Genomic DNA, 17403 nt, shown 5'->3' on the forward strand with positions numbered 1-17403 from the left:
TAGGTGGGTCAAGCACCGGCCGCGACGACAGGAATGCTCGCTTCCCGCGCCGGATCGCGCGCGGCCAGATCGATAGCGGCCTGCGGCAGCGGCCAGTCGCCCGGATCGTGATGCGGAATCTGCTCGATCATCAAGTTGGCGATCTCAAAGATCAGGTTCATCGTGCCGCGGTAGCCGACGTAGCGTCGATGTGCGTTTCCAACCCGGTCGAAGACCGGAAAACCGATCCGGAAGAGCGGCTTTTGCAGGTGCTCGGCCATCTGCCTGCCGTGCGAATGGGTGATCAGCAGGTCGCAGTCCGCCGCGGCGCGCTCCATGTCTTCGAGATCGCCGATCACGACCTGATCAGCGGGCAGCAACGCGTGCGCGGGCGATCGCGTCGTGCTGATGCAGCAGCGCAACTGCGCGCCCATCTCGTGCAGCATGCTGCCGACCGCGAACAGCAGATCGGGCTCTGCGCCGATCGCGACCTTGATGCCTCCAGTGTAGAAATGGCCATCTAGCATCGCATCGAGCAATTGGCTGCGCTGACGCCGGTATTTCGCGGGGACGGGTCGTCCGGAGCGCTGCGCGAGCAATTGCAGCAGACGATCGTTGGGTTCCAGTCCGGTGAGCCGCCCGAACACTTCGAACGGTGTGCCGGCGATAGCATGCAATGCCTCAGCGCCGTCGCGCGTCTGCTCGCCCACGCCAATCGTAAATGCCGATGCACCCGCGGCCCGGATCTCCGCGAGCGTGGTACCGCCCAGTGTGGTGCCGCGCCAGTCCGGCGCGACATGGCCGTCGAGCGAGCCGGAAATGTCGGGCAGCACGATGACATCGAAGCCGAACGCTTCGATGATCTCGCGCAGTTCGTCGATGTCGCCAGGCGATAGATGGCTGCCGGGCAGCAGCGTCACCTGATTGGCCACCGTTGGCAACGCCTTGACCAGCGCGTTGACGATGCCGGTAATCGCATGCCGGTAGCCGTCTTCGAATGCGCCGACATAGTCGGGGGTCGACACATAGACGATCTCAGTGTCGTTGAGTTCGGGCTTGCGCTTGCGCACGGTAACGAGATAGCCGTCCACGTCGTCGCCTTCGGTCTCGGTGAGACCCGTTGAACAGATCGCGATGACCTTCGGCGCAGCGCGCGTGCGGATGTTGAGCAGCGCGGCCTCGATGTTCTCGTAGCCGCCGAGCACCGCGGTGACTTCGTCCATGGCTGTCGTCTGCAGCGGGATCGCCTCCCTGAAGTGGCGCACCAGCAGCACGAGGCCGAACGACGTGCAGCCCTGCGAGCCGTGCATCACGGGCATGCAGGCATCGAGCCCAAGGAACGCGAGGCTCGCGCCCAGCGGCTGGCTCATCTTGAGCGGATTGACCGCACAGGCTTTCATAGATTCGACGACATCGGCCATGGCATTTTCTCGAGTTCGGGGGCGTCAGGTCGGTATACTGGGTTCGAGGCTCATCGCCCCCACCCCGGGGCGCTCGACGGCGGGCGCGCGGCTTGCGCTTGGACCACACCGAGCGCTCCCCCGTGCGCGGCGCTCGACAGCGGGCGCGCGGCTTTCGCTTGGACCACACCGAGCGCTCCCCCGTCGTCGCCCCACGGAGCAGGGATCCGCACCTGTTGCCACACCGGGTTGTAGATCGCGCGGTCGATCTCATGCACCAGCTCGACGATCCCCTCGTAGCCGCCATAAGGGTGGTGGCGTTCCTGATTGATGTCGAGCCACGGTATGCGGGCCTTCAGTGCGACGAACTGTGAGCGGCCACCCGACAGCATGATGTCGGCCCGCGCGTCCCTGAGCATCGCGTACATCTCGCGCGGCGTCATACCGTCGATCATGTGGGCGTCGTCGCCCATGATCTCCCTGATCTTGTCCTTGTCTTCCTTAGTGCTCTTCTTGACGCTGGTGCCGACGATTTCGAGCCCTGCTTCCTGCAGCGCGGAAACCACCGACCAAGACTTCACGCCACCTGTGATGAGCAACACCCGCTTGCCGGTAAGGCGCGCTTTGTAGTGCGCGATGCGCTCACACGCACGCGCTTCCTCGGCGGCGATCAGGCGCTCGGTCCGCTCGAGCAGATCGTCCGGCGCACCCTGCTGCACGAGCAGGCTGGCGATATGGCGCAGCGTGTCGCTCATGTCGCCGATTCCATAGAACGAGCCCTCGAAGTAAGGGATGCCGTAGCGCCGCTGCATCTTTGCCGCGATGTTGATCATCGACTTCGAGCAGACCATCATGTTGACCTTGGCGCGATGCGAACTTGCGATCTCGTTGTAGCGCCCGTCGCCGGAGATGCACGAGAGGATACGGATGCCTAGCGCGTCGAGCAGCGGCTTGGTCTGCCAGAGTTCGCCCGACAGGTTGTATTCGCCAATGACGTTGATGTCATACGGCGTCGTGTACTCGGGCTCGCGCGTGCCGATCACATAGTTGAGGATCGCCTCGCCGCCAAGCTTGTTGCCCAGATTCTTCGGCCCGGCGAAACCGGGGGAAATGACCGGAATCACCGGCTTGCCAAATTGTTCGGTGGCGCGCTTGCAGACCGCCTCGATGTCGTCGCCGATCAGCGCAGTGACGCAGGTCTGGTAGACGAACACTGCGGGCGGATCGTATTTCTCGATGATTTCGCGCACGCTCCTGAACAGGCGCTTCTCGCCGCCGTACACCACGTCGAGTTCGTTGATATCGGTGGTGAAGCCGGTGCGATAGAGTTGCGAACCGGATGAAGCGGCGTGCCGGTTGTCCCACGAGTTACCTTCACAGGCAATCGGCCCGTGCACGAGGTGTGCGACGTCCACCACCGGCTGCAAAGCGATCTTCGCGCCGTCGAACGCGCAACCGCCTGCGGCCGAACCCGGCGAAAGCTGCTTCGTGCAGCCCCTTTTGCGTTCCTTCTCGCTCTTGCCTTGATTCTTGTCGCAACCCGGCTCGTCGAAAACTTCGGCGATTTGGGCTTTGAGCGAAGCAGACATGACGTGCTCCTGATGGATGAACGTTTCTCTAGTGGCAAGTTCCATCCCACCGGGAAACGCCTTGAAAACGTGCCAATTGGCGCTGAAGCAGTCGCTCGCGCGCATCGCAATGGCGGGTTCGAACGGTTTGCGACAGACGGTTCGCGACACAGAAAACGACAACACGCGTTCACTGCCTGCCTTGCCGTTCCGTATGGAGCAGGACCCGTGCGATCGCATTCGCGCGCGCCTCCAGCAACGCGTCCGGCCCCAAGGGTTCGCGAACAGCCAGGTAAGCAGTCAGCGCGCGGCGCATCCGTGGAGCTTTCGCGTAGTCCCACCGCACAGATCGACAGGTACTCTGCCCGTCCGTTCGCATCGGAAACGTCGTCGACAACGCGAGCAGTTCGCGCGGCGTTACCTCGTCATTGATCTCCGCAAGGCTCAACGGGTCGGACGCCGCCACCTCGCGCTCAAAGTCGTCGTGGGCGAACCGCGCACTCATCAGCCCTGAGTCAGACTGCTCGACTACATAAATCATGCCCCGCTCCCTCGCTTAGGTTCGTCACGCAGGCTAGCTACAAACAGCGCAGCAATTTTGTTTTCAGCGGTGCCCCGCTACTCGACACCCTCCGCCGGAATCTTCGCCCACACCGCACGAGGTAACCGCGGCGCGATGCCCGCCGGGCTCGCGTCGAACTGCCGCCGAGCCGCCGACCTTGCCCCCTGCGCAATCGCAATCTCCTCGTGCGTCAACGGCAACCGGCGGCCACATGCGCGGCCCCCCGCAGCACTTTGTCGATCACCTGCCGGTTCGGGTGTTCGAGCAGCGGGACGAGGTGATCGGCCTCGCCCACACGGGGCAGGCAAACCCAGCCGTTGATGACCTCGACGTTACGGCCAGAACTGCATCTGCCGCGCCCGATGCATCCGCTGTGTCTGCCATGGCCGCGCTCTCCTCGTCAGCGAATGATGTCGTAGCTGTAGTCGGTCTTCGCCACGTCGATCGTGTTGGCGTCGAGCGCTTCGAAGAACTCGTCCAGCAGCGTGACCAGCACCCGCAACGCACCTTCATAGCCCCAGGTCGGGAAGCGATGGTAATGGTGGCGATCGAAGATCGGGAACACCATGCGTATCAGCGGCGTTTTGGTATCGCGCTCGAGATATTTGCCATAGGTGTTGCCGATCAGGAAATCGACCGGCTCTGTAAACAGCAGTGAGCGCATGTGCCACAGATCGCGTTTCGGATACACCTTGCAGCCGGCGCCGTAGGGCGACGCGTCGAACAGCGCCTGCACCTTCGCAGCCCAGGTTTCATTGCCGTTGGTCGCCAGCACGTGAGCCGGCTCGGCGCCGAGTTCCAGCAGGAACTGCGTGTAGCCCAGCATCTGGTCCGGGTCGCCGTAGAGTGCAAAGCGCTTGCCGTGCAGGTGAGCCTGGCTGTCGGCCATCGCATCGACGAGCTGGCCTCGCTCCTTCTCCAGTTGCGCCGGAATCGGCTTGCCGGTCACGCGCGAGATTTCCATCAGGAACTGATCGGTGCCCGCGACGCCAACCGGCGAGTTCAACACCACCACTTCCTGTCCATGCTCGCCAATGAACTTGCTGGTCTTCTCGCAGCAGTATTCCTGGAACACGAAGGTCGCCTTCGCGCTCAACGCGCGCTCGACTTCCTCCTTGGTCGTGCCGCCTTCGTACATCCGGAACTCGCCGTCGGTCGGCGTATTCCACGTTTCGGATGGGTCGCAGATGATGTTCACCGTCACGCCGAACAGATCGAAGATGCGGCGAATTTCCTTCATGTTGCCGACCACGTAGCCGTCGAAGCCGCCGATGAAGTTAACGCTGTCGTCGGGCACACGCTCAAGCGGCGTCGCTGTGCCGGCCTTGCCGTCCCAGAAGTGCCTGAGGATGCCGAGGAGCGCGTTGTCGTAGCCGGTCACGTGGCTGCCGACGAAGGCCGGCGTGTGCGCGAACGGCACGTCGTAGTCTTCCGGCACGCTGCCCTTCTGCTTGCTGTTCTTGATGAGCGCGTCGAGGTCATCGCCGATCACTTCCGCCATGCAGGTCGTGGAGACCGCGATCATGTCGGGCTTGTACAGGTTGTACGCATTTGCGAGGCCGTCGATCATGTTGTTCATGCCGCCGAACACCGCCGCGTCCTCGGTCATCGACGAGCTGACGCACGAGGTCGGCTCCTTGAAGTGACGCGAGAAGTGCGAGCGGTAAAACGCTACACAGCCCTGCGAGCCATGCACAAAACTGAGGGTCTTGTGAAAGCCGTTGGCCACGTACACTGCGCCGAGCGGCTGGCAGGCCTTGGCCGGGTTGATGGTGAGCGAGTCGCGTGCAAAGTTCTTTTGCCGGTAGTCTTCGCTCTTGGTCCACTCGGACGATCTGCTTGACCTGCTCGTCTGAATGGTTGAACTCGAAGTTTTCCTTTTTCGCGCGGAAAATTTTCTGGTACTCGGGCTCACGGAACAGGAGTTCCTGGTCGAGAATGTTGTCTGCAGATTGGGGCACGGGATGCTCCTGATATTCAATTCAATGGCCTGCCGGCCGGTGATCAGTCCGGTGATCGGTGCGGTGGCCGGCGCTTAGGGGGTTTTCTTCCAGGGCGCCTTGGCGAGCCCCCACACCGGGCTGGAAATGGCCATGTCCATGTCGCGCGCGAAAATGGCGTAGCCGTCGTAGCCGTGATATGGACCGGAATAGTCCCAGCTGTGCATCTGGCGAAACGGCACGCCCATCTTCTGGAACACGTACTTTTCCTTGATGCCGGAGCCGACCAGATCGGGCTGGACCTGTTCGACGAACCTCTCGAACTCGTAGCCGGTCACGTCGTCGTAAATCAGTGTGCCGTCCTTCACGTAGTGCGTGGTGCGCTGATAGTCGTCGTTGTGGCCGAATTCGTAGCCGGTGCCGACCACGTTCATGCCGAGGTCTTCGTAGGCGCCGATCACATGGCGCGGACGCAGGCCGCCAACGAACAGCATCACGGTCTTATCCTGCAGGCGCGCTCTGAACTTCGCGTTCACCGCATCGACCAGGGGACGATACTTGGCGATCACCCTCTCCGCGTTGGCTTTGATGGTGTCGTCGAAGTGGCTGGCGATCTCGCGCAGGCTCTTCTCGATCATCGACGGGCCGAAGAAGTTGTATTCCGCCCACGGAATGCAGTACTTCTCTTCCATGTGCCGGCTGATATAGTTCATCGAGCGGTAGCAATGCAGCAAATTGAGCTTGGCCTTGGGCGTATTCTCGAGCTCGGCGATCGAGCCGTCGCCCGACCATTGCGCGATCACGCGCAGGCCGATCTCTTCGAGCAGAATCCGGCTCGACCAGGCATCGCCTCCGATGTTGTAATCGCCGATGATCGCAACATCATAAGGCGTCGAAACAAATTCGGGCCGCTTGTCCGGATCGGCCTTGTCGAATATCCAGTCTCGAATCGCATCGTTAGCCAGATGGTGGCCCAGCGACTGGCTGACGCCGCGAAAACCTTCGCAGCGCACCGGCAAAATGGTGTGCCCTTCATACTGCGCACTCTTCTTCTTAGAGACCGCCTCGATGTCGTCGCCGATCAGGCCGATCGGGCATTCACTCTGGATCGAGATGCCCTTGTTCAGCGGAAACAGTTCCTGAATCTCGTCGATGATCTTGTCGAGCTTCTTGTCGCCGCCGAAGACGATGTCCTTTTCCTGGAAGTCCGACGTGAACTGCATCGTCACGAAGGTGTCGATACCGGTAGTGCCGATGTAGTAGTTGCGACGCGCGGCCCACGAGTACTGGCCGCAACCGACCGGACCATGACTGATGTGGATCATGTCCTTGATGGGCCCCCAGACCACGCCCTTCGAGCCGGCGTACGCGCAACCGCGAATCGTCATCACCGCCCGGCAATGACTTGATGTTTGATTTCACGCCACAGTCGGGCTTGCCGTCCTCGAAGGTGCCCAAATGCTTGGCGCGCCGTTTGGCCATCTTCTCCGGATAGGCCTTCAGAACTTCATCGATCAGGGCCTTGTTCGCGGCCTTGCGCTCTTCAACAGTGACGCTCATGGGGGAATGCTCCATAGGGTGAGTATCAAGCCTGGCAGCGGGTAGCCGGCATGGCCCGGTTCTTCGCGTGAAGAAGAACACCGGGCCGCGCGCGGCGGCGCTCGCTTAGGCGGTCAGTTCCGCTGCAGGCTTGCCGACTTGCGATTCGTCGATGGACGTCATGATTCCGTGCTCCATTAACAGGTCTTCCAGTTGATCCATCGTGATCGGCGTCGGGATCGTCCCGTTGCCCGCGTTGTTGTGCACCTTGGTGGCGAGCTGGCGATACTCTTCCGCCTGTTTGGATTCGGGCGCGAACTCGATCACCGTCATGCGGCGCAGCTCGGCGTGCTGCACGATGTTATCGCGCGGCACGAAGTGGATCAGCTTCGAACCGAGCATCTTCGCCAGCGCTTCGGCGAGTTCGAGTTCCTTGTCGGTCTGACGCTCGTTGCACACGAGCCCGCCGATCCGCACACCGCCGCTGTTCGCGTACTTCAGAATGCCCTTTGAAATGTTGTTGGCCGCATACATGGCCATCATTTCGCCGGACATCACAATGTAGATTTCCTGCGCCTTGTTCTCACGAATCGGCATTGCGAAACCGCCGCACACCACGTCGCCGAGCACGTCGTACGACACGTAGTCCACGCCGTCATAGGCGCCGTTTTCTTCGAGGAAGTTGATCGACGTGATGACGCCACGGCCCGCGCAGCCGACGCCCGGTTCCGGACCACCGGACTCCACGCAACGGATGTTGCGGTAACCGATCTTCATCACGTCCTCGAGTTCGAGGTCCTCCACCGAGCCGGCTTCGGCCGCTAGCGACAGGATGGTGTCCTGCGCCTTTGCGATGCAGGATCAGGCGGGTAGAGTCCGCCTTGGGATCGCAGCCGACGATCAGGATTTTCTGCCCGAGTTCAGTCAGGGCTGCCAGGGTGTTCTGCGAGGTGGTCGACTTGCCGATACCGCCTTTACCGTAGAACGCGATTTGCCGAAGTTTAGACATTGCATTTCTCCATTCAGGAAGAAGGGTTGAAATCAGGGTTGCGTAACCGCGACCATGTCAGCCTGTCGTGCCTGTATGGGTCTTCTTATATCGAGTCACGCATCGGCCGGACCTGTGTCCGCGCTGGACTCCAAACGCAGCTTCTGTGCCACGTCACCAGCGGTACTGCGACGCGTCCGCCCCGCCGCGCTGCGGCGGTTGGTTCGGGACTTTTGCGGACTCCTCTTCTGTCTTGTCGATTTCGCGACAAACCACGCGAACTTCGTCGCCAATGAAACCATTCGGGCGCGTTTGTCGTGCGATTTCTGTCGCATCGGCCTGCGTGCAGCCGGACAATCGCCGGGTTTGCGGCCTGGTTCGGTTATTGCGTTGATCGCGCCATGGACACACCAGCCACCCAACCTTCGCGACCCGTGCCACGCGAGACGCACTTCGACCGTCTAGGCGGCGAGACCGCCGTCATCCGCCTTGTCGATGCGTTCTATCGGCACATGGATACGCGGGCCGACGCGCAGCGCATTCGCGCGATGCATCACCCGGACCTGTCTTCGACGAAGGCCGTGCTGGTGCTGTATCTGTGCGAATGGCTCGGCGCCGACAAGCGGTACTCGGCACAGCGCGGCCAACCACGGCTGCGCATGCGTCATGCCGCATTCGCGATCGGCACCGCCGAACGGGATGCGTGGCTAGCTTGCATGCGCGCCGCGTTCGACGAGACGGGTGTCGATCCGGTGCTACGCGATGAACTGATGCAGGCCTTTTTCAAAATCGCCGACCGGATGCGCAATACGCAGACGTGAATCCCTCTTCAACGCTGTTTAACCCAAGGATCTGTGATGACCGAAACGCTCGCGCACAAGGAGATCGACGACACCGCGTTCGCCCGTCTCGAACATGAAGGCCGTCTGCTCAACCCGGTTCTCAAGGGGCTGACGAACAGGTTCGGCCGGGTCGGCTTCCGCGGCGAACTTGCGCTGCGGTTTGCCCCAAAGCTCGCCGACGAAGCGCGGCCGCCGGAGCTGACCTGCGATCAGGTGATGGCATGCGCGACGATCGGCCATAAGCACTTGCCGTTCTTCGCCGGGTATCTGTTGAGCTTCGAGCATCTGAAGGACGTGGCCGAGGTGCTCAGCGACACGCTCTCGGCGGATGGCAAGTACTTTCTGTTTTGCGACAACATCGACCTGAGCAAGCGATATCAGGTGCCGTACACGGGCGCGATGTTCTATGTGCTGCCGATTCTCGAGTCCACCGTCTACAACGAGATGCTCGAACTGCTGTACCTCGAAAAGAACGAATTGAAGAAAAAGGACTCAGGCGGCAAGCTGGATGCGGTAGCGGATGCGGCCATCAAGTTCGACGTGACCTTCGACACGATCACCTACAGCGAAGGACTTGAATTGATGGGGCCGGTGCGCAACCCCAACGAGAACCGGCCCGTCTGAGGCGTGGGTCCGACGGCTGCCGCCCGCGCGGCTGCGCCAACCGATGTTCCCTTGTACCCGAACGCGACCATGATCATGTACACCGACACTGCTTTCGTCCTCCGCGAACGCCTGGCCTCGCGCGTTGTCCGGAACGCCGATGCACAACTCGAAACGATCGTGCCCGCCGCACTTTCCACGTGGCTGGCGTACCACGGCTTCCCTGATCCGCATTCGCGCTGCGTGAACGGCGAAACCCCGTTGATGCGCGCCGCGCAGCATGGCGAGGACGCGGTCGTCGAAGCGTTGCTCGCACTCGGCGCACGCGCCGACGCGCTCGATGACGACGGCAACCATGCGCTCTGGTTCGCGTGCCTGCACGGCGGCCCCGCGACCATCCTGCGGCTGATCGACGCCGGCGCGCCGATCGACCATGTGAACGACGACGACATCACATGCCCGATGCAGGCAGCCGCGAGCGGTCGCCTCGACGTCCTGCAGATGCTGCTTGCGCATGGGGCGAACGCAGAACTGTGCGCACCGGATGGCCGCAGCGCGCTCGACATGGCAGCCGACCTCGGGCTGCAACTGCTGCTTGCTTTCGGATGACAGGCTTTTTGTTAGCGAGTCTTAAGAAGGACGTGCGTCGCGCGACCAGCGAAATCGGTCCACTGATCAGTCGAAAAATCGTATAGTTTGCAGCCTCGTGCGGTGTCGAAGTACCAACGCCACGAAAACCGCTGCACGACGATCCGTTCCGGAAGCATCGCTTCGAGGGTTCGCTGAGCATCGACGAGCCCGTATAGAGGGAGACTCATGTCGACGTGATGCGCGGTGTGCTCCATGATGTGATGAAACAGCGCGCCAAAACGCCAGCGAAAGGTCAAGTGCACCGTCGTGGATACGAACGGATCCGAACGCCCCCATTTCGCGCGATCGTCGTACCAGCGGATTTGCGGATGCGTGTGGTGCGCGTACACGACGAAACCCACCATCGCGCACCAGAACAGGAACGGCACCCCGAACCCGCATGCGATTGACGGAACCACCCCCCGCTGCGTCGCGCGAGCGATCCACGCGAGCGCGCCGATCCACAGCAGTGCGAACACCGATACCAGCGTGCAGTCACGGAAGAACACGGGGCGCCGGGTCGGCATTGCGGCCCGCGACGGGAAAAACATCTTCGTCCACCAAATTTCGATCATGTAGTAGAGACCGGGCGCCCAGCCGCTGCGATAGATACGTTCCAGTGCGCGCCGTGGCCCACTCAAGGCGCGATATTCTTGGATCGTCAGCGGTGCCCACACAAAATCGACGCCTTTCAGGTTCGTGTAGCCGTGATGCACCACGTTGTGACCCACTTGCCACAGGCTGTACGGCGTGAGCGACGGCAGGAAGGCGATCCGGCCCAACCAGCGGTTGAGCGTGCGGTGCCGGGTCAGGCTCTCATGACATGCGTCGTGACCGATGACGAAGAGCCGTCCGATGACGAAGCCCGCCATGCATCCGAATACGGTCTTCAGCACGAACCCGTGCGCGAACACGCTCGCGGCGAGCGCACACAATAGCAAAACGTAGTCGAACACGAGCAGCAGAAGCGCGTAGGCGGTGCGGCGTTCGGCGAACGGTGTCAGCCACGAGCGGATGACCTTGCGATGGGGCAATGGCTCATTGGCGGGAACGGGGTGATTCGGACTGTTCATGAAGAATGACCGGTAGAGCGGTGCAGCAAAACACTACGTACGCGGTCGACGGCTGCATGCCGTGTCCGCGATGATGTGACCAGACCGTTTCGCGCTGGTGGCGAGTCAGCGCGACATCATGTTCATGCTGACATTGTGCATCACCCAGATCGTGCCGAAGATCAGGAACAGCGCGGCGAGCGCGGTGTAGCATAACGCCAGCACGTTCCAGCGCTGGCCGCGCGACAGGTCGAGATGCAGGAACGTCACCAGATGCACGACGATCTGCACGAACGCCAGCAACGCGAGCGCCATAATCGCGGAGCCGGACGGCAGCAACCGTTGCGTGACGATCGAGAATGAGCCAGCAGTCAGCGCCACGGCAAGCACGAAACCGGTGATATAACCGGCGACGTCACCACGCGAGGCGGTCGTGGACGTCGAGTCTGAATGGACCATTTAGAGCATGCTCCCGAGATAGACAAACGAAAACACGCAGATCCACACGATGTCGAGGAAGTGCCAGAAGAGGCTCAGGCATGTCAGACTCGTGAGGTCGCGACCGGACAGTTCAGGCGAGCGGACGACATGCACGACGAGCACGGCCATCCAGACGAGGCCGGCTGTCACGTGCAGGCCGTGGGTGCCAACCAGCGTGAAGAACGACGACAGGAAGGCGCTGCGACTGGGCCCAGCACCGTCGGCGACCAGGTGCGAGAACTCGCGCAGCTCTAACGCGAGGAACAGCGCGCCAAGCACGAACGTCACGAGGAGCCAGCAGATCACGGCACCACGCCCCTGGCGCTGCGCGCCGAGCATCGCGAAGCCGTAGGTGGTGCTGCTCAGCAGCAGCGCGCCGGTTTCAAGTGCGACACCCGGGATGTCGAACAGGTCCCGTCCGGACGCACCACCCGCGAACTGGTGCGCCATTACGGCGAACACGGCGAACAGCGACGCGAACAGCACGCAGTCGGTCATCAGGTACAGCCAGAAGCCGAACACGGTGGGCGTTGGGCCGTGGTCAACGCTCGACCTGCCGTGATGGACGAGTAATGCAGATTGCGTCATGGATCAGGTCTCCGCGGATTCGGGTAATTCAAGGGCGGCCGGGGTGGGTGCGCTGCCGCGTCGTGCTTCGATTTCGCGCACGCGCGAGGCCGGAATCACGTAGCCATGGTCGTCGCGGAAGCTACGCGCGATCAGCGCGGCGACGATCGCGACGAAGGCCAGCACGGCGAGCCACGTGATGTGCCAGACGCCGGCGAAGCCGAGCACGAGGCTGAATGCGCCGATCAGGAACCCGTCCGCGGTGTTCGACGGTAGGTGGATGTCCTCGTAATGCGCCAGTGCGGCATTTGCTGCGCCGCTTTCCTTCATGTGCGCGAACGCGTCGAGCTTGTGGACGACCGGTATGCGCGCGAAGTTGTAGACAGCGGGCGGCGACGCGGTGGCCCATTCGAGCGTGCGGCCGTTCCACGGGTCGCCCGTCAGGTCGTCGTATTCCGGCTCGTTGCGATGGATCACGCTCACGACGACCTGGGCGATCTGGTGCACGACACCGAGTGCGATCAGCACCACGCCGCATGCGGCGACGAACAGCCAGGGATGCCAGGTCGGGTTGTCGTAGTGATTCAGGCGCCGGGTCATGCCCATGAAGCCGAGCACGTAGAGCGGCACGAACGACACGTAGAAGCCGACGAACCAGCACCAGAACGCCCGCTTGCCGAGCTTCTCGTTAAGCTTGAAGCCGAACGCCTTCGGGAACCAGTAATGGAAGCCTGCGAGATAGCCGAACACGACGCCGCCTATGATCGCGTTGTGAAAGTGCGCGATCAGGAACAGGCTGTTGTGCAGCACGAAGTCCACGCCCGGGATCGCCATCATCACGCCCGTCATGCCGCCGATCGTGAACGTGACCATGAAGCCGATCGTCCACAGCACGGGTGCGGTGAACTCGATGCGACCGCGGTACATCGTGAACAGCCAGTTGAAGATTTTCACGCCCGTGGGGATCGCGATGACCATCGTCATAATGCCGAAGAACGCGTTAACGTCCGCGCCGGAACCCATCGTGAAGAAGTGGTGCGCCCACACGAGGAATGCGAGCACCGTGATCGCGCACGACGCGTAGACCATCGTTCTGTAGCCAAACAGCGGTTTCTTCGCGAAGGTCGCGATCACTTCCGAGTAGATGCCGAACGCGGGCAGCACGAGGATGTACACCTCCGGGTGGCCCCACGCCCAGATCAGGTTCAGGTACAGCATCGCGTTGCCGCCGAGCTCATTTGTGAAAAAGTGCATGCCTGCGTAGCGGTCGAGGCCGAGCAGTGCGAGCGTCACGGTTAGGATCGGGAACGTTGCCATGATCAGCACGTTCGAGCACAGCGCCGTCCACGTGAACACCGGCATCTTCATCAGCGTCATGCCGGGCGCGCGCAGCTTGACTATCGTCACGAAGAAGTTGATCGCGGTAATCAGCGTACCGACGCCGGAGAGCTGCAGACTCCAGATATAGTAGTCGACCCCGACGCCGGGACTGAACTGCAGCTCCGACAGCGGTGGATACGCGAGCCAGCCGACCTGCGCGAACTCGCCGATCACGAGCGACAGATTGATCAGGATCGCGCTGATCGCCGTCATCCAGAAGCTCAGCGAATTCAGGAACGGAAAGGCGACGTCGCGCGCGCCGATCTGCAGCGGCACGACAAGATTGAAGAGGCCGACCATCAGCGCCATCGCCATGAAGAAAATCATGATGACACCGTGCGCGGTGAATATCTGGTCGTAGTGGTGCGGCGGCAGGTAGCCGGGGCCGTGAAACGCGATCGCGAGCTGAAGCCGCATCATTACGGCGTCGACAAAACCGCGCATGAGCATCAGCACCGCGACGATGATGTACATGATGCCAATCTTCTTGTGATCGACGCTTGTCAGCCACTCGGTCCAGAGCCACTTCCAGCGGCCGAGCTTCGTGAGCGTGACGATGACCGCCAGCACGATGAGCGCCATGAACGCGGCCGCGCCCATGATGATCGGCTGATCGAACGGAATCGCGCCGGGCGTGAGTTTTCCAAACATGGCTTACTCCGTGGTCTGCGTGCGACAGGCGGCGTCGCGGAAGGCCGTGACGTTGCCGTTGTTGTATCGGGCAACGATGTTGCGAAACAGGTGCTGGTCGATCGATGAGAAGTAGCGTACCGACTGCTTCTCGCTCGGCTTCGCGACTTCGGCGTATTCGTCCATGCTCAGGCGGTCCGGCGAAGCCTTGACCTTCCGCACCCATGCGTCGAAGTCGGGGGCGCTCGTCGCGAGCGTGCGGAACTTCATGTCGGCGAATCCCTTGCCGCTGAAGTTGGCGGACATGCCTTCGAAATTTCCCGGTGCATCCGCGATCAGGTGCAGACGGGTCTGCATGCCGACCATTGCATACACCTGGGTGCCGAGTTGCGGGATGAAGAATGAGTTCATCACCGAGTCCGACGTGATCCGGAAATTCACCGGCGTATCGACTGGCACGGCGAGCTGGTTCACCGACGCAATGCCGAGGTCCGGGTAGATGAAGAGCCACTTCCAGTCGAGCGCGACCACCTCGAGGTCGATCGGCTTCACGCTCGACTGCAGCGGCCGGTACGGGTCGAGCTCATGCGTGGTGCGCCACGTCAGGATACCGAGGTACAGGATGATCAGGGCGGGGATCGTCCAGCAGACGATCTCGATCGCCGTCGAGTGCGCCCATTTGGGTGCATAGACCGCGTGACGGTTCGACGCACGGTAGCGCCACGCGAAGAACAGCGTCAGCAGGATCACCGGGATCACGACGATCAGCATCGCCCACGTGGCGGTGGCGATCAGCGACTTCTCGGCCGCGCCGACGCTCCCTTTTGGATCAAGCACAGTCAGAGCACATCCCGATAGACAGGCGCTCAATGTCGTGACGATCGCTATCGACCGTTTCCTTAAGGCTTTTCTGTCTGTCATAGTGGTTAAGTCCGGGTTGTGGCACTTTTGACCTGAAACTGGCTTGACGCATGCGGCATCACACTCGCAGCGTCATGGTCCGACAACCGGCCAGCTTTGTGATTGATGTCGATCAAGGATGAACAAAGCGGCGGGGTGCGGTGCACTGACGCAGTGCGCGGGCAAAATCAGGCGATCGCTCATGTCTTCATGGCTGAACAGAAGCAGAGCCAGGCTGCGAGGGATGGCCTCGATCTGGCAATCGAGGGTCGTGACGGGCACGTGGCGCGGAACGAAGGACAGACTTTACGGCGCCCGTGTGAACAGGGGAACACCTTGCTGACGGTGCGGTTTGCGGGTAATGCAACGCTCGCAGCATTCTCGATGCGCGGGACAATCTGATCCGGATCAGCGAATACGCACCTTGGCGTTGCTATTTCGGAGTTCGACGAACACGTCTCGTCGCGTTGTTTGCGCCAGCCGCCGGCGGTCGTGCCGCTAGATCAGTTTTGACCAGGACGAGCTCGAGGGGCGCTCCAGATAACCGTCGAACACCATGGCCACTGCGCGCACGAAGAACCGGCCTTTTGGGGGAATCGAGATGCCGTTTCCATCGATGCTCACCAGTCCCGCCTCCCGGTATGGTTCCAGGGCGGTAAGCTCACTTGAGAAATAGCGGACGAAGTCGATCTGATGCGCTAGCGAGATCGCCGCGAAATTCAGCGGCACGCTGCACATGAGCGTCATGATCACCTCCCGACGCAACGCATCGTCAGGCGATAGGGAAATTCCGCGTTCGACCGGAAGCCGGCCTTCGTCGAGTGATCGGTAGTAGCTTTGCAACGAGCTCGTCGACTGGCTGTACGCGCTGCCGATCTTGCCGATGGCCGACACACCGAAGCCGACCAGATCGCACTCCGCGTACGTCGTGTAGCCTTGGAAATTACGATGGAGGCTACCGTTGCGCATCGCAATGCTCAGCTCGTCGTCGGGTCTGGCGAAATGGTCGAGACCGATATAGATGTATCCGGCATCGAGAAAGCGCTGGGCCGAGAGCATAAATATGCGCAGGCGCTCCTCGGTCGATGGCAATTGGGCTGCGTCAATTAATCGCTGGGCCTTGAAGCGGTCTGGTAGGTGCGCGTAGTTGTAGAGCGCGACGCGATCGGGCGCCAGCCGGATCACCTCGTCTAGTGTGTGGGCAAAGCTGGCGACAGTCTGCTGCGGCAAACCGTAGATCAGGTCGACGTTAATTGAGAGAAATCCCGCATCGCGTGCGCCGCTGAGTGCGCGTTCCACCACATCGAGTGGCTGGATGCGATTGACAGCCTGCTGGACGTCGGTAGCAAAGTCCTGTACGCCGAAGCTCGCTCGGTTGAAGCCGAGGCGCGCGAGTGGTGAAAGCGTTTTGGTGCTGACGGTTCGCGGATCGATTTCGATGGCGAGTTCTGCGTCGATCGCGAACGCGAAGCGGTTCTGCAGTTGCTGGACAAGCTCTTCGAGCTCGGCAACAGGAAAGAAGGTCGGCGTTCCACCGCCCAGATGCAGCTGCACGGTTCGCCGGTCAGGTCCGAGATGTGACGCGACCAGGTCCATCTCACGAACGAGGTAGCTCAGATATCTAGCGCTGCAGCCATGGTCGTGCGTGATGACCTTGTTGCATGCGCAGAAGTAGCAGAGTGATCTGCAAAACGGCAAATGAACATATAGCGAGAGCGGCGGATTATTCTCGGCAGTAGCACGAGCGGCAAGCTGACGTTCGTATGCCCGCTCCTCGAACCCGGGGTGAAATCGATCTGCGGTGGGATATGAGGTATAGCGAGGCCCCGAACGGTCGAAGTGGCGAACCACCTCCGCGGGAATCTCCGGACTGTCAGGCGTTCGGGATGCCGCTTCCCGCATCCGCGTGCGCTGCTTCGGCTGATAATCTGCTTCGCGGTGTATTCGTTTCTTCATCCCCATCTCCAGAACCTTCCGCGCGGACAGCGCCGCGAACACGGTTGCCCCGATTGTCCTGCATGGAGCCCGGAAAGCTCTGATCTGTGTCAATACGAGGTGTCGTTAGCGCGATAGTCCTGTGTAGGTGAGAGGCGAGGCGCGGGACGTGTTCATGATATACACGGACGTTCGTTCTGGAATAGCGCTACGCTCAGGCGCGCAATCTCGCGAAGCCGGCCGCCTGAAATTATGTGCCTGCGACCGGGCAACGGGACGGCACGCCCCGGCGAGCTCGTGTTGATGGTGACGGCAGAGCCTGCGGCCGAGCGTCCAGAAGTGCATCCAGGACGGGAAGACGTCAGATACGGGCGGGTCGGGTGCGCTAGATAGCCTTGACAACGGCTT

General features: G+C 61.6%; 14 protein-coding genes and 4 pseudogenes. 4 read left to right on the forward strand and 14 right to left on the reverse strand.

Annotated features, from left to right (window positions below; translation table 11 throughout):
• Window positions 1–8: 8 nt before the first annotated feature.
• From nifN to nifH, 8 genes and pseudogenes are all read right to left on the reverse strand, one after another.
• A complete protein-coding gene (gene nifN / locus OKW28_RS28300) occupies window positions 9–1400 on the reverse strand; it encodes a nitrogenase iron-molybdenum cofactor biosynthesis protein NifN (protein WP_429450577.1) in 1392 nt (463 codons plus the stop codon).
• A gap of 50 nt (window positions 1401–1450) precedes the next feature.
• Complete coding sequence (nifE, locus tag OKW28_RS28305) at window positions 1451–2968, reverse strand: nitrogenase iron-molybdenum cofactor biosynthesis protein NifE (RefSeq protein WP_429450579.1); 1518 nt, start codon at window positions 2966–2968, stop codon at window positions 1451–1453.
• Between the two features lie 169 nt (window positions 2969–3137).
• Window positions 3138–3452, reverse strand: a complete 315-nt coding sequence (locus OKW28_RS28310) for a hypothetical protein (protein ID WP_429450580.1) — start codon at window positions 3450–3452, stop codon at window positions 3138–3140.
• A gap of 113 nt (window positions 3453–3565) precedes the next feature.
• A pseudogene (locus OKW28_RS28315) lies at window positions 3566–3893 on the reverse strand (hypothetical protein).
• 16 nt (window positions 3894–3909) lie between these two features.
• Entirely contained in the window at window positions 3910–5424 is a 1515-nt protein-coding gene (gene nifK, locus OKW28_RS28320; protein ID WP_429450582.1) for a nitrogenase molybdenum-iron protein subunit beta, read from the reverse strand.
• Window positions 5399–5470, reverse strand: a pseudogene (locus tag OKW28_RS28325) (DUF3364 domain-containing protein); the annotation flags it as partial. The gene nifK and the pseudogene OKW28_RS28325, both read right to left, overlap by 26 nt.
• Before the next feature lie 74 nt (window positions 5471–5544).
• A pseudogene (nifD, locus tag OKW28_RS28330) lies at window positions 5545–7009 on the reverse strand (nitrogenase molybdenum-iron protein alpha chain).
• Between the two features lie 105 nt (window positions 7010–7114).
• Window positions 7115–7997, reverse strand: a pseudogene (gene nifH / locus OKW28_RS28335) (nitrogenase iron protein).
• Between the two features lie 380 nt (window positions 7998–8377).
• Here nifH and OKW28_RS28340 point away from each other — a divergent pair.
• The 3 genes from OKW28_RS28340 to OKW28_RS28350 all read left to right on the forward strand — a co-directional run bounded on the left by OKW28_RS28340 (window position 8378) and on the right by OKW28_RS28350 (window position 10030).
• Window positions 8378–8797, forward strand: coding sequence for a group II truncated hemoglobin (locus OKW28_RS28340; protein ID WP_429450584.1), 420 nt, complete (start codon window positions 8378–8380; stop codon window positions 8795–8797).
• A gap of 36 nt (window positions 8798–8833) precedes the next feature.
• Window positions 8834–9442 carry a hypothetical protein gene (locus OKW28_RS28345; RefSeq protein ID WP_429450585.1) on the forward strand — a complete coding sequence of 203 codons (609 nt, stop codon included), beginning with the start codon at window positions 8834–8836 and terminating at the stop codon, window positions 9440–9442.
• 75 nt (window positions 9443–9517) lie between these two features.
• Window positions 9518–10030, forward strand: coding sequence for an ankyrin repeat domain-containing protein (locus OKW28_RS28350; RefSeq protein ID WP_429450587.1), 513 nt, complete (start codon window positions 9518–9520; stop codon window positions 10028–10030).
• Window positions 10031–10041: 11 nt separating this feature from the next.
• Here OKW28_RS28350 and OKW28_RS28355 read toward each other — a convergent pair whose 3' ends face one another.
• The 5 genes from OKW28_RS28355 to cyoA form a co-directional block, all read right to left on the reverse strand.
• A complete protein-coding gene (locus OKW28_RS28355) occupies window positions 10042–11124 on the reverse strand; it encodes a fatty acid desaturase (protein ID WP_429450589.1) in 1083 nt (360 codons plus the stop codon).
• A 105-nt stretch (window positions 11125–11229) separates the two neighbouring features.
• Complete coding sequence (gene cyoD / locus OKW28_RS28360) at window positions 11230–11562, reverse strand: cytochrome o ubiquinol oxidase subunit IV (RefSeq protein WP_429450591.1); 333 nt, start codon at window positions 11560–11562, stop codon at window positions 11230–11232.
• Entirely contained in the window at window positions 11563–12171 is a 609-nt protein-coding gene (gene cyoC, locus OKW28_RS28365; RefSeq protein ID WP_429450593.1) for a cytochrome o ubiquinol oxidase subunit III, read from the reverse strand.
• A 3-nt stretch (window positions 12172–12174) separates the two neighbouring features.
• Window positions 12175–14181, reverse strand: a complete 2007-nt coding sequence (cyoB, locus tag OKW28_RS28370) for a cytochrome o ubiquinol oxidase subunit I (protein WP_429450595.1) — start codon at window positions 14179–14181, stop codon at window positions 12175–12177.
• Window positions 14182–14184: 3 nt separating this feature from the next.
• Entirely contained in the window at window positions 14185–15081 is an 897-nt protein-coding gene (gene cyoA / locus OKW28_RS28375; protein WP_429450597.1) for a ubiquinol oxidase subunit II, read from the reverse strand.
• A 105-nt stretch (window positions 15082–15186) separates the two neighbouring features.
• Between cyoA and OKW28_RS28380 the strand changes: the two genes are divergently transcribed.
• A complete protein-coding gene (locus tag OKW28_RS28380) occupies window positions 15187–15462 on the forward strand; it encodes a hypothetical protein (RefSeq protein ID WP_429450599.1) in 276 nt (91 codons plus the stop codon).
• A 96-nt stretch (window positions 15463–15558) separates the two neighbouring features.
• Here the strand turns inward: OKW28_RS28380 and hemN are convergent, their stop codons facing one another.
• Window positions 15559–16962, reverse strand: coding sequence for an oxygen-independent coproporphyrinogen III oxidase (gene hemN / locus OKW28_RS28385; RefSeq protein WP_429454480.1), 1404 nt, complete (start codon window positions 16960–16962; stop codon window positions 15559–15561).
• Window positions 16963–17403 lie beyond the last annotated feature (441 nt).

The organism is Paraburkholderia sp. 40 (assembly GCF_050434105.1).
Lineage (GTDB): Bacteria > Pseudomonadota > Gammaproteobacteria > Burkholderiales > Burkholderiaceae > Paraburkholderia > Paraburkholderia tuberum.

Bases quoted from the DNA above. Each gene is read 5' to 3' on its own strand.
- nifN (WP_429450577.1), bottom strand. From the start codon at position 1,400: ATGGCCGATGTCGTCGAATCTATGAAAGCCTGTGCGGTCAATCCGCTC.
- nifE (WP_429450579.1), bottom strand. From the start codon at position 2,968: ATGTCTGCTTCGCTCAAAGCCCAAATCGCCGAAGTTTTCGACGAGCCG.
- OKW28_RS28310 (WP_429450580.1), bottom strand. From the start codon at position 3,452: ATGAGTGCGCGGTTCGCCCACGACGACTTTGAGCGCGAGGTGGCGGCG.
- OKW28_RS28340 (WP_429450584.1), top strand. From the start codon at position 8,378: ATGGACACACCAGCCACCCAACCTTCGCGACCCGTGCCACGCGAGACG.
- OKW28_RS28345 (WP_429450585.1), top strand. From the start codon at position 8,834: ATGACCGAAACGCTCGCGCACAAGGAGATCGACGACACCGCGTTCGCC.
- OKW28_RS28350 (WP_429450587.1), top strand. From the start codon at position 9,518: ATGTACACCGACACTGCTTTCGTCCTCCGCGAACGCCTGGCCTCGCGC.
- OKW28_RS28355 (WP_429450589.1), bottom strand. From the start codon at position 11,124: ATGAACAGTCCGAATCACCCCGTTCCCGCCAATGAGCCATTGCCCCAT.
- cyoD (WP_429450591.1), bottom strand. From the start codon at position 11,562: ATGGTCCATTCAGACTCGACGTCCACGACCGCCTCGCGTGGTGACGTC.
- cyoC (WP_429450593.1), bottom strand. From the start codon at position 12,171: ATGACGCAATCTGCATTACTCGTCCATCACGGCAGGTCGAGCGTTGAC.
- cyoB (WP_429450595.1), bottom strand. From the start codon at position 14,181: ATGTTTGGAAAACTCACGCCCGGCGCGATTCCGTTCGATCAGCCGATC.
- cyoA (WP_429450597.1), bottom strand. From the start codon at position 15,081: ATGACAGACAGAAAAGCCTTAAGGAAACGGTCGATAGCGATCGTCACG.
- OKW28_RS28380 (WP_429450599.1), top strand. From the start codon at position 15,187: ATGTCGATCAAGGATGAACAAAGCGGCGGGGTGCGGTGCACTGACGCA.
- hemN (WP_429454480.1), bottom strand. From the start codon at position 16,962: ATGCGGGAAGCGGCATCCCGAACGCCTGACAGTCCGGAGATTCCCGCG.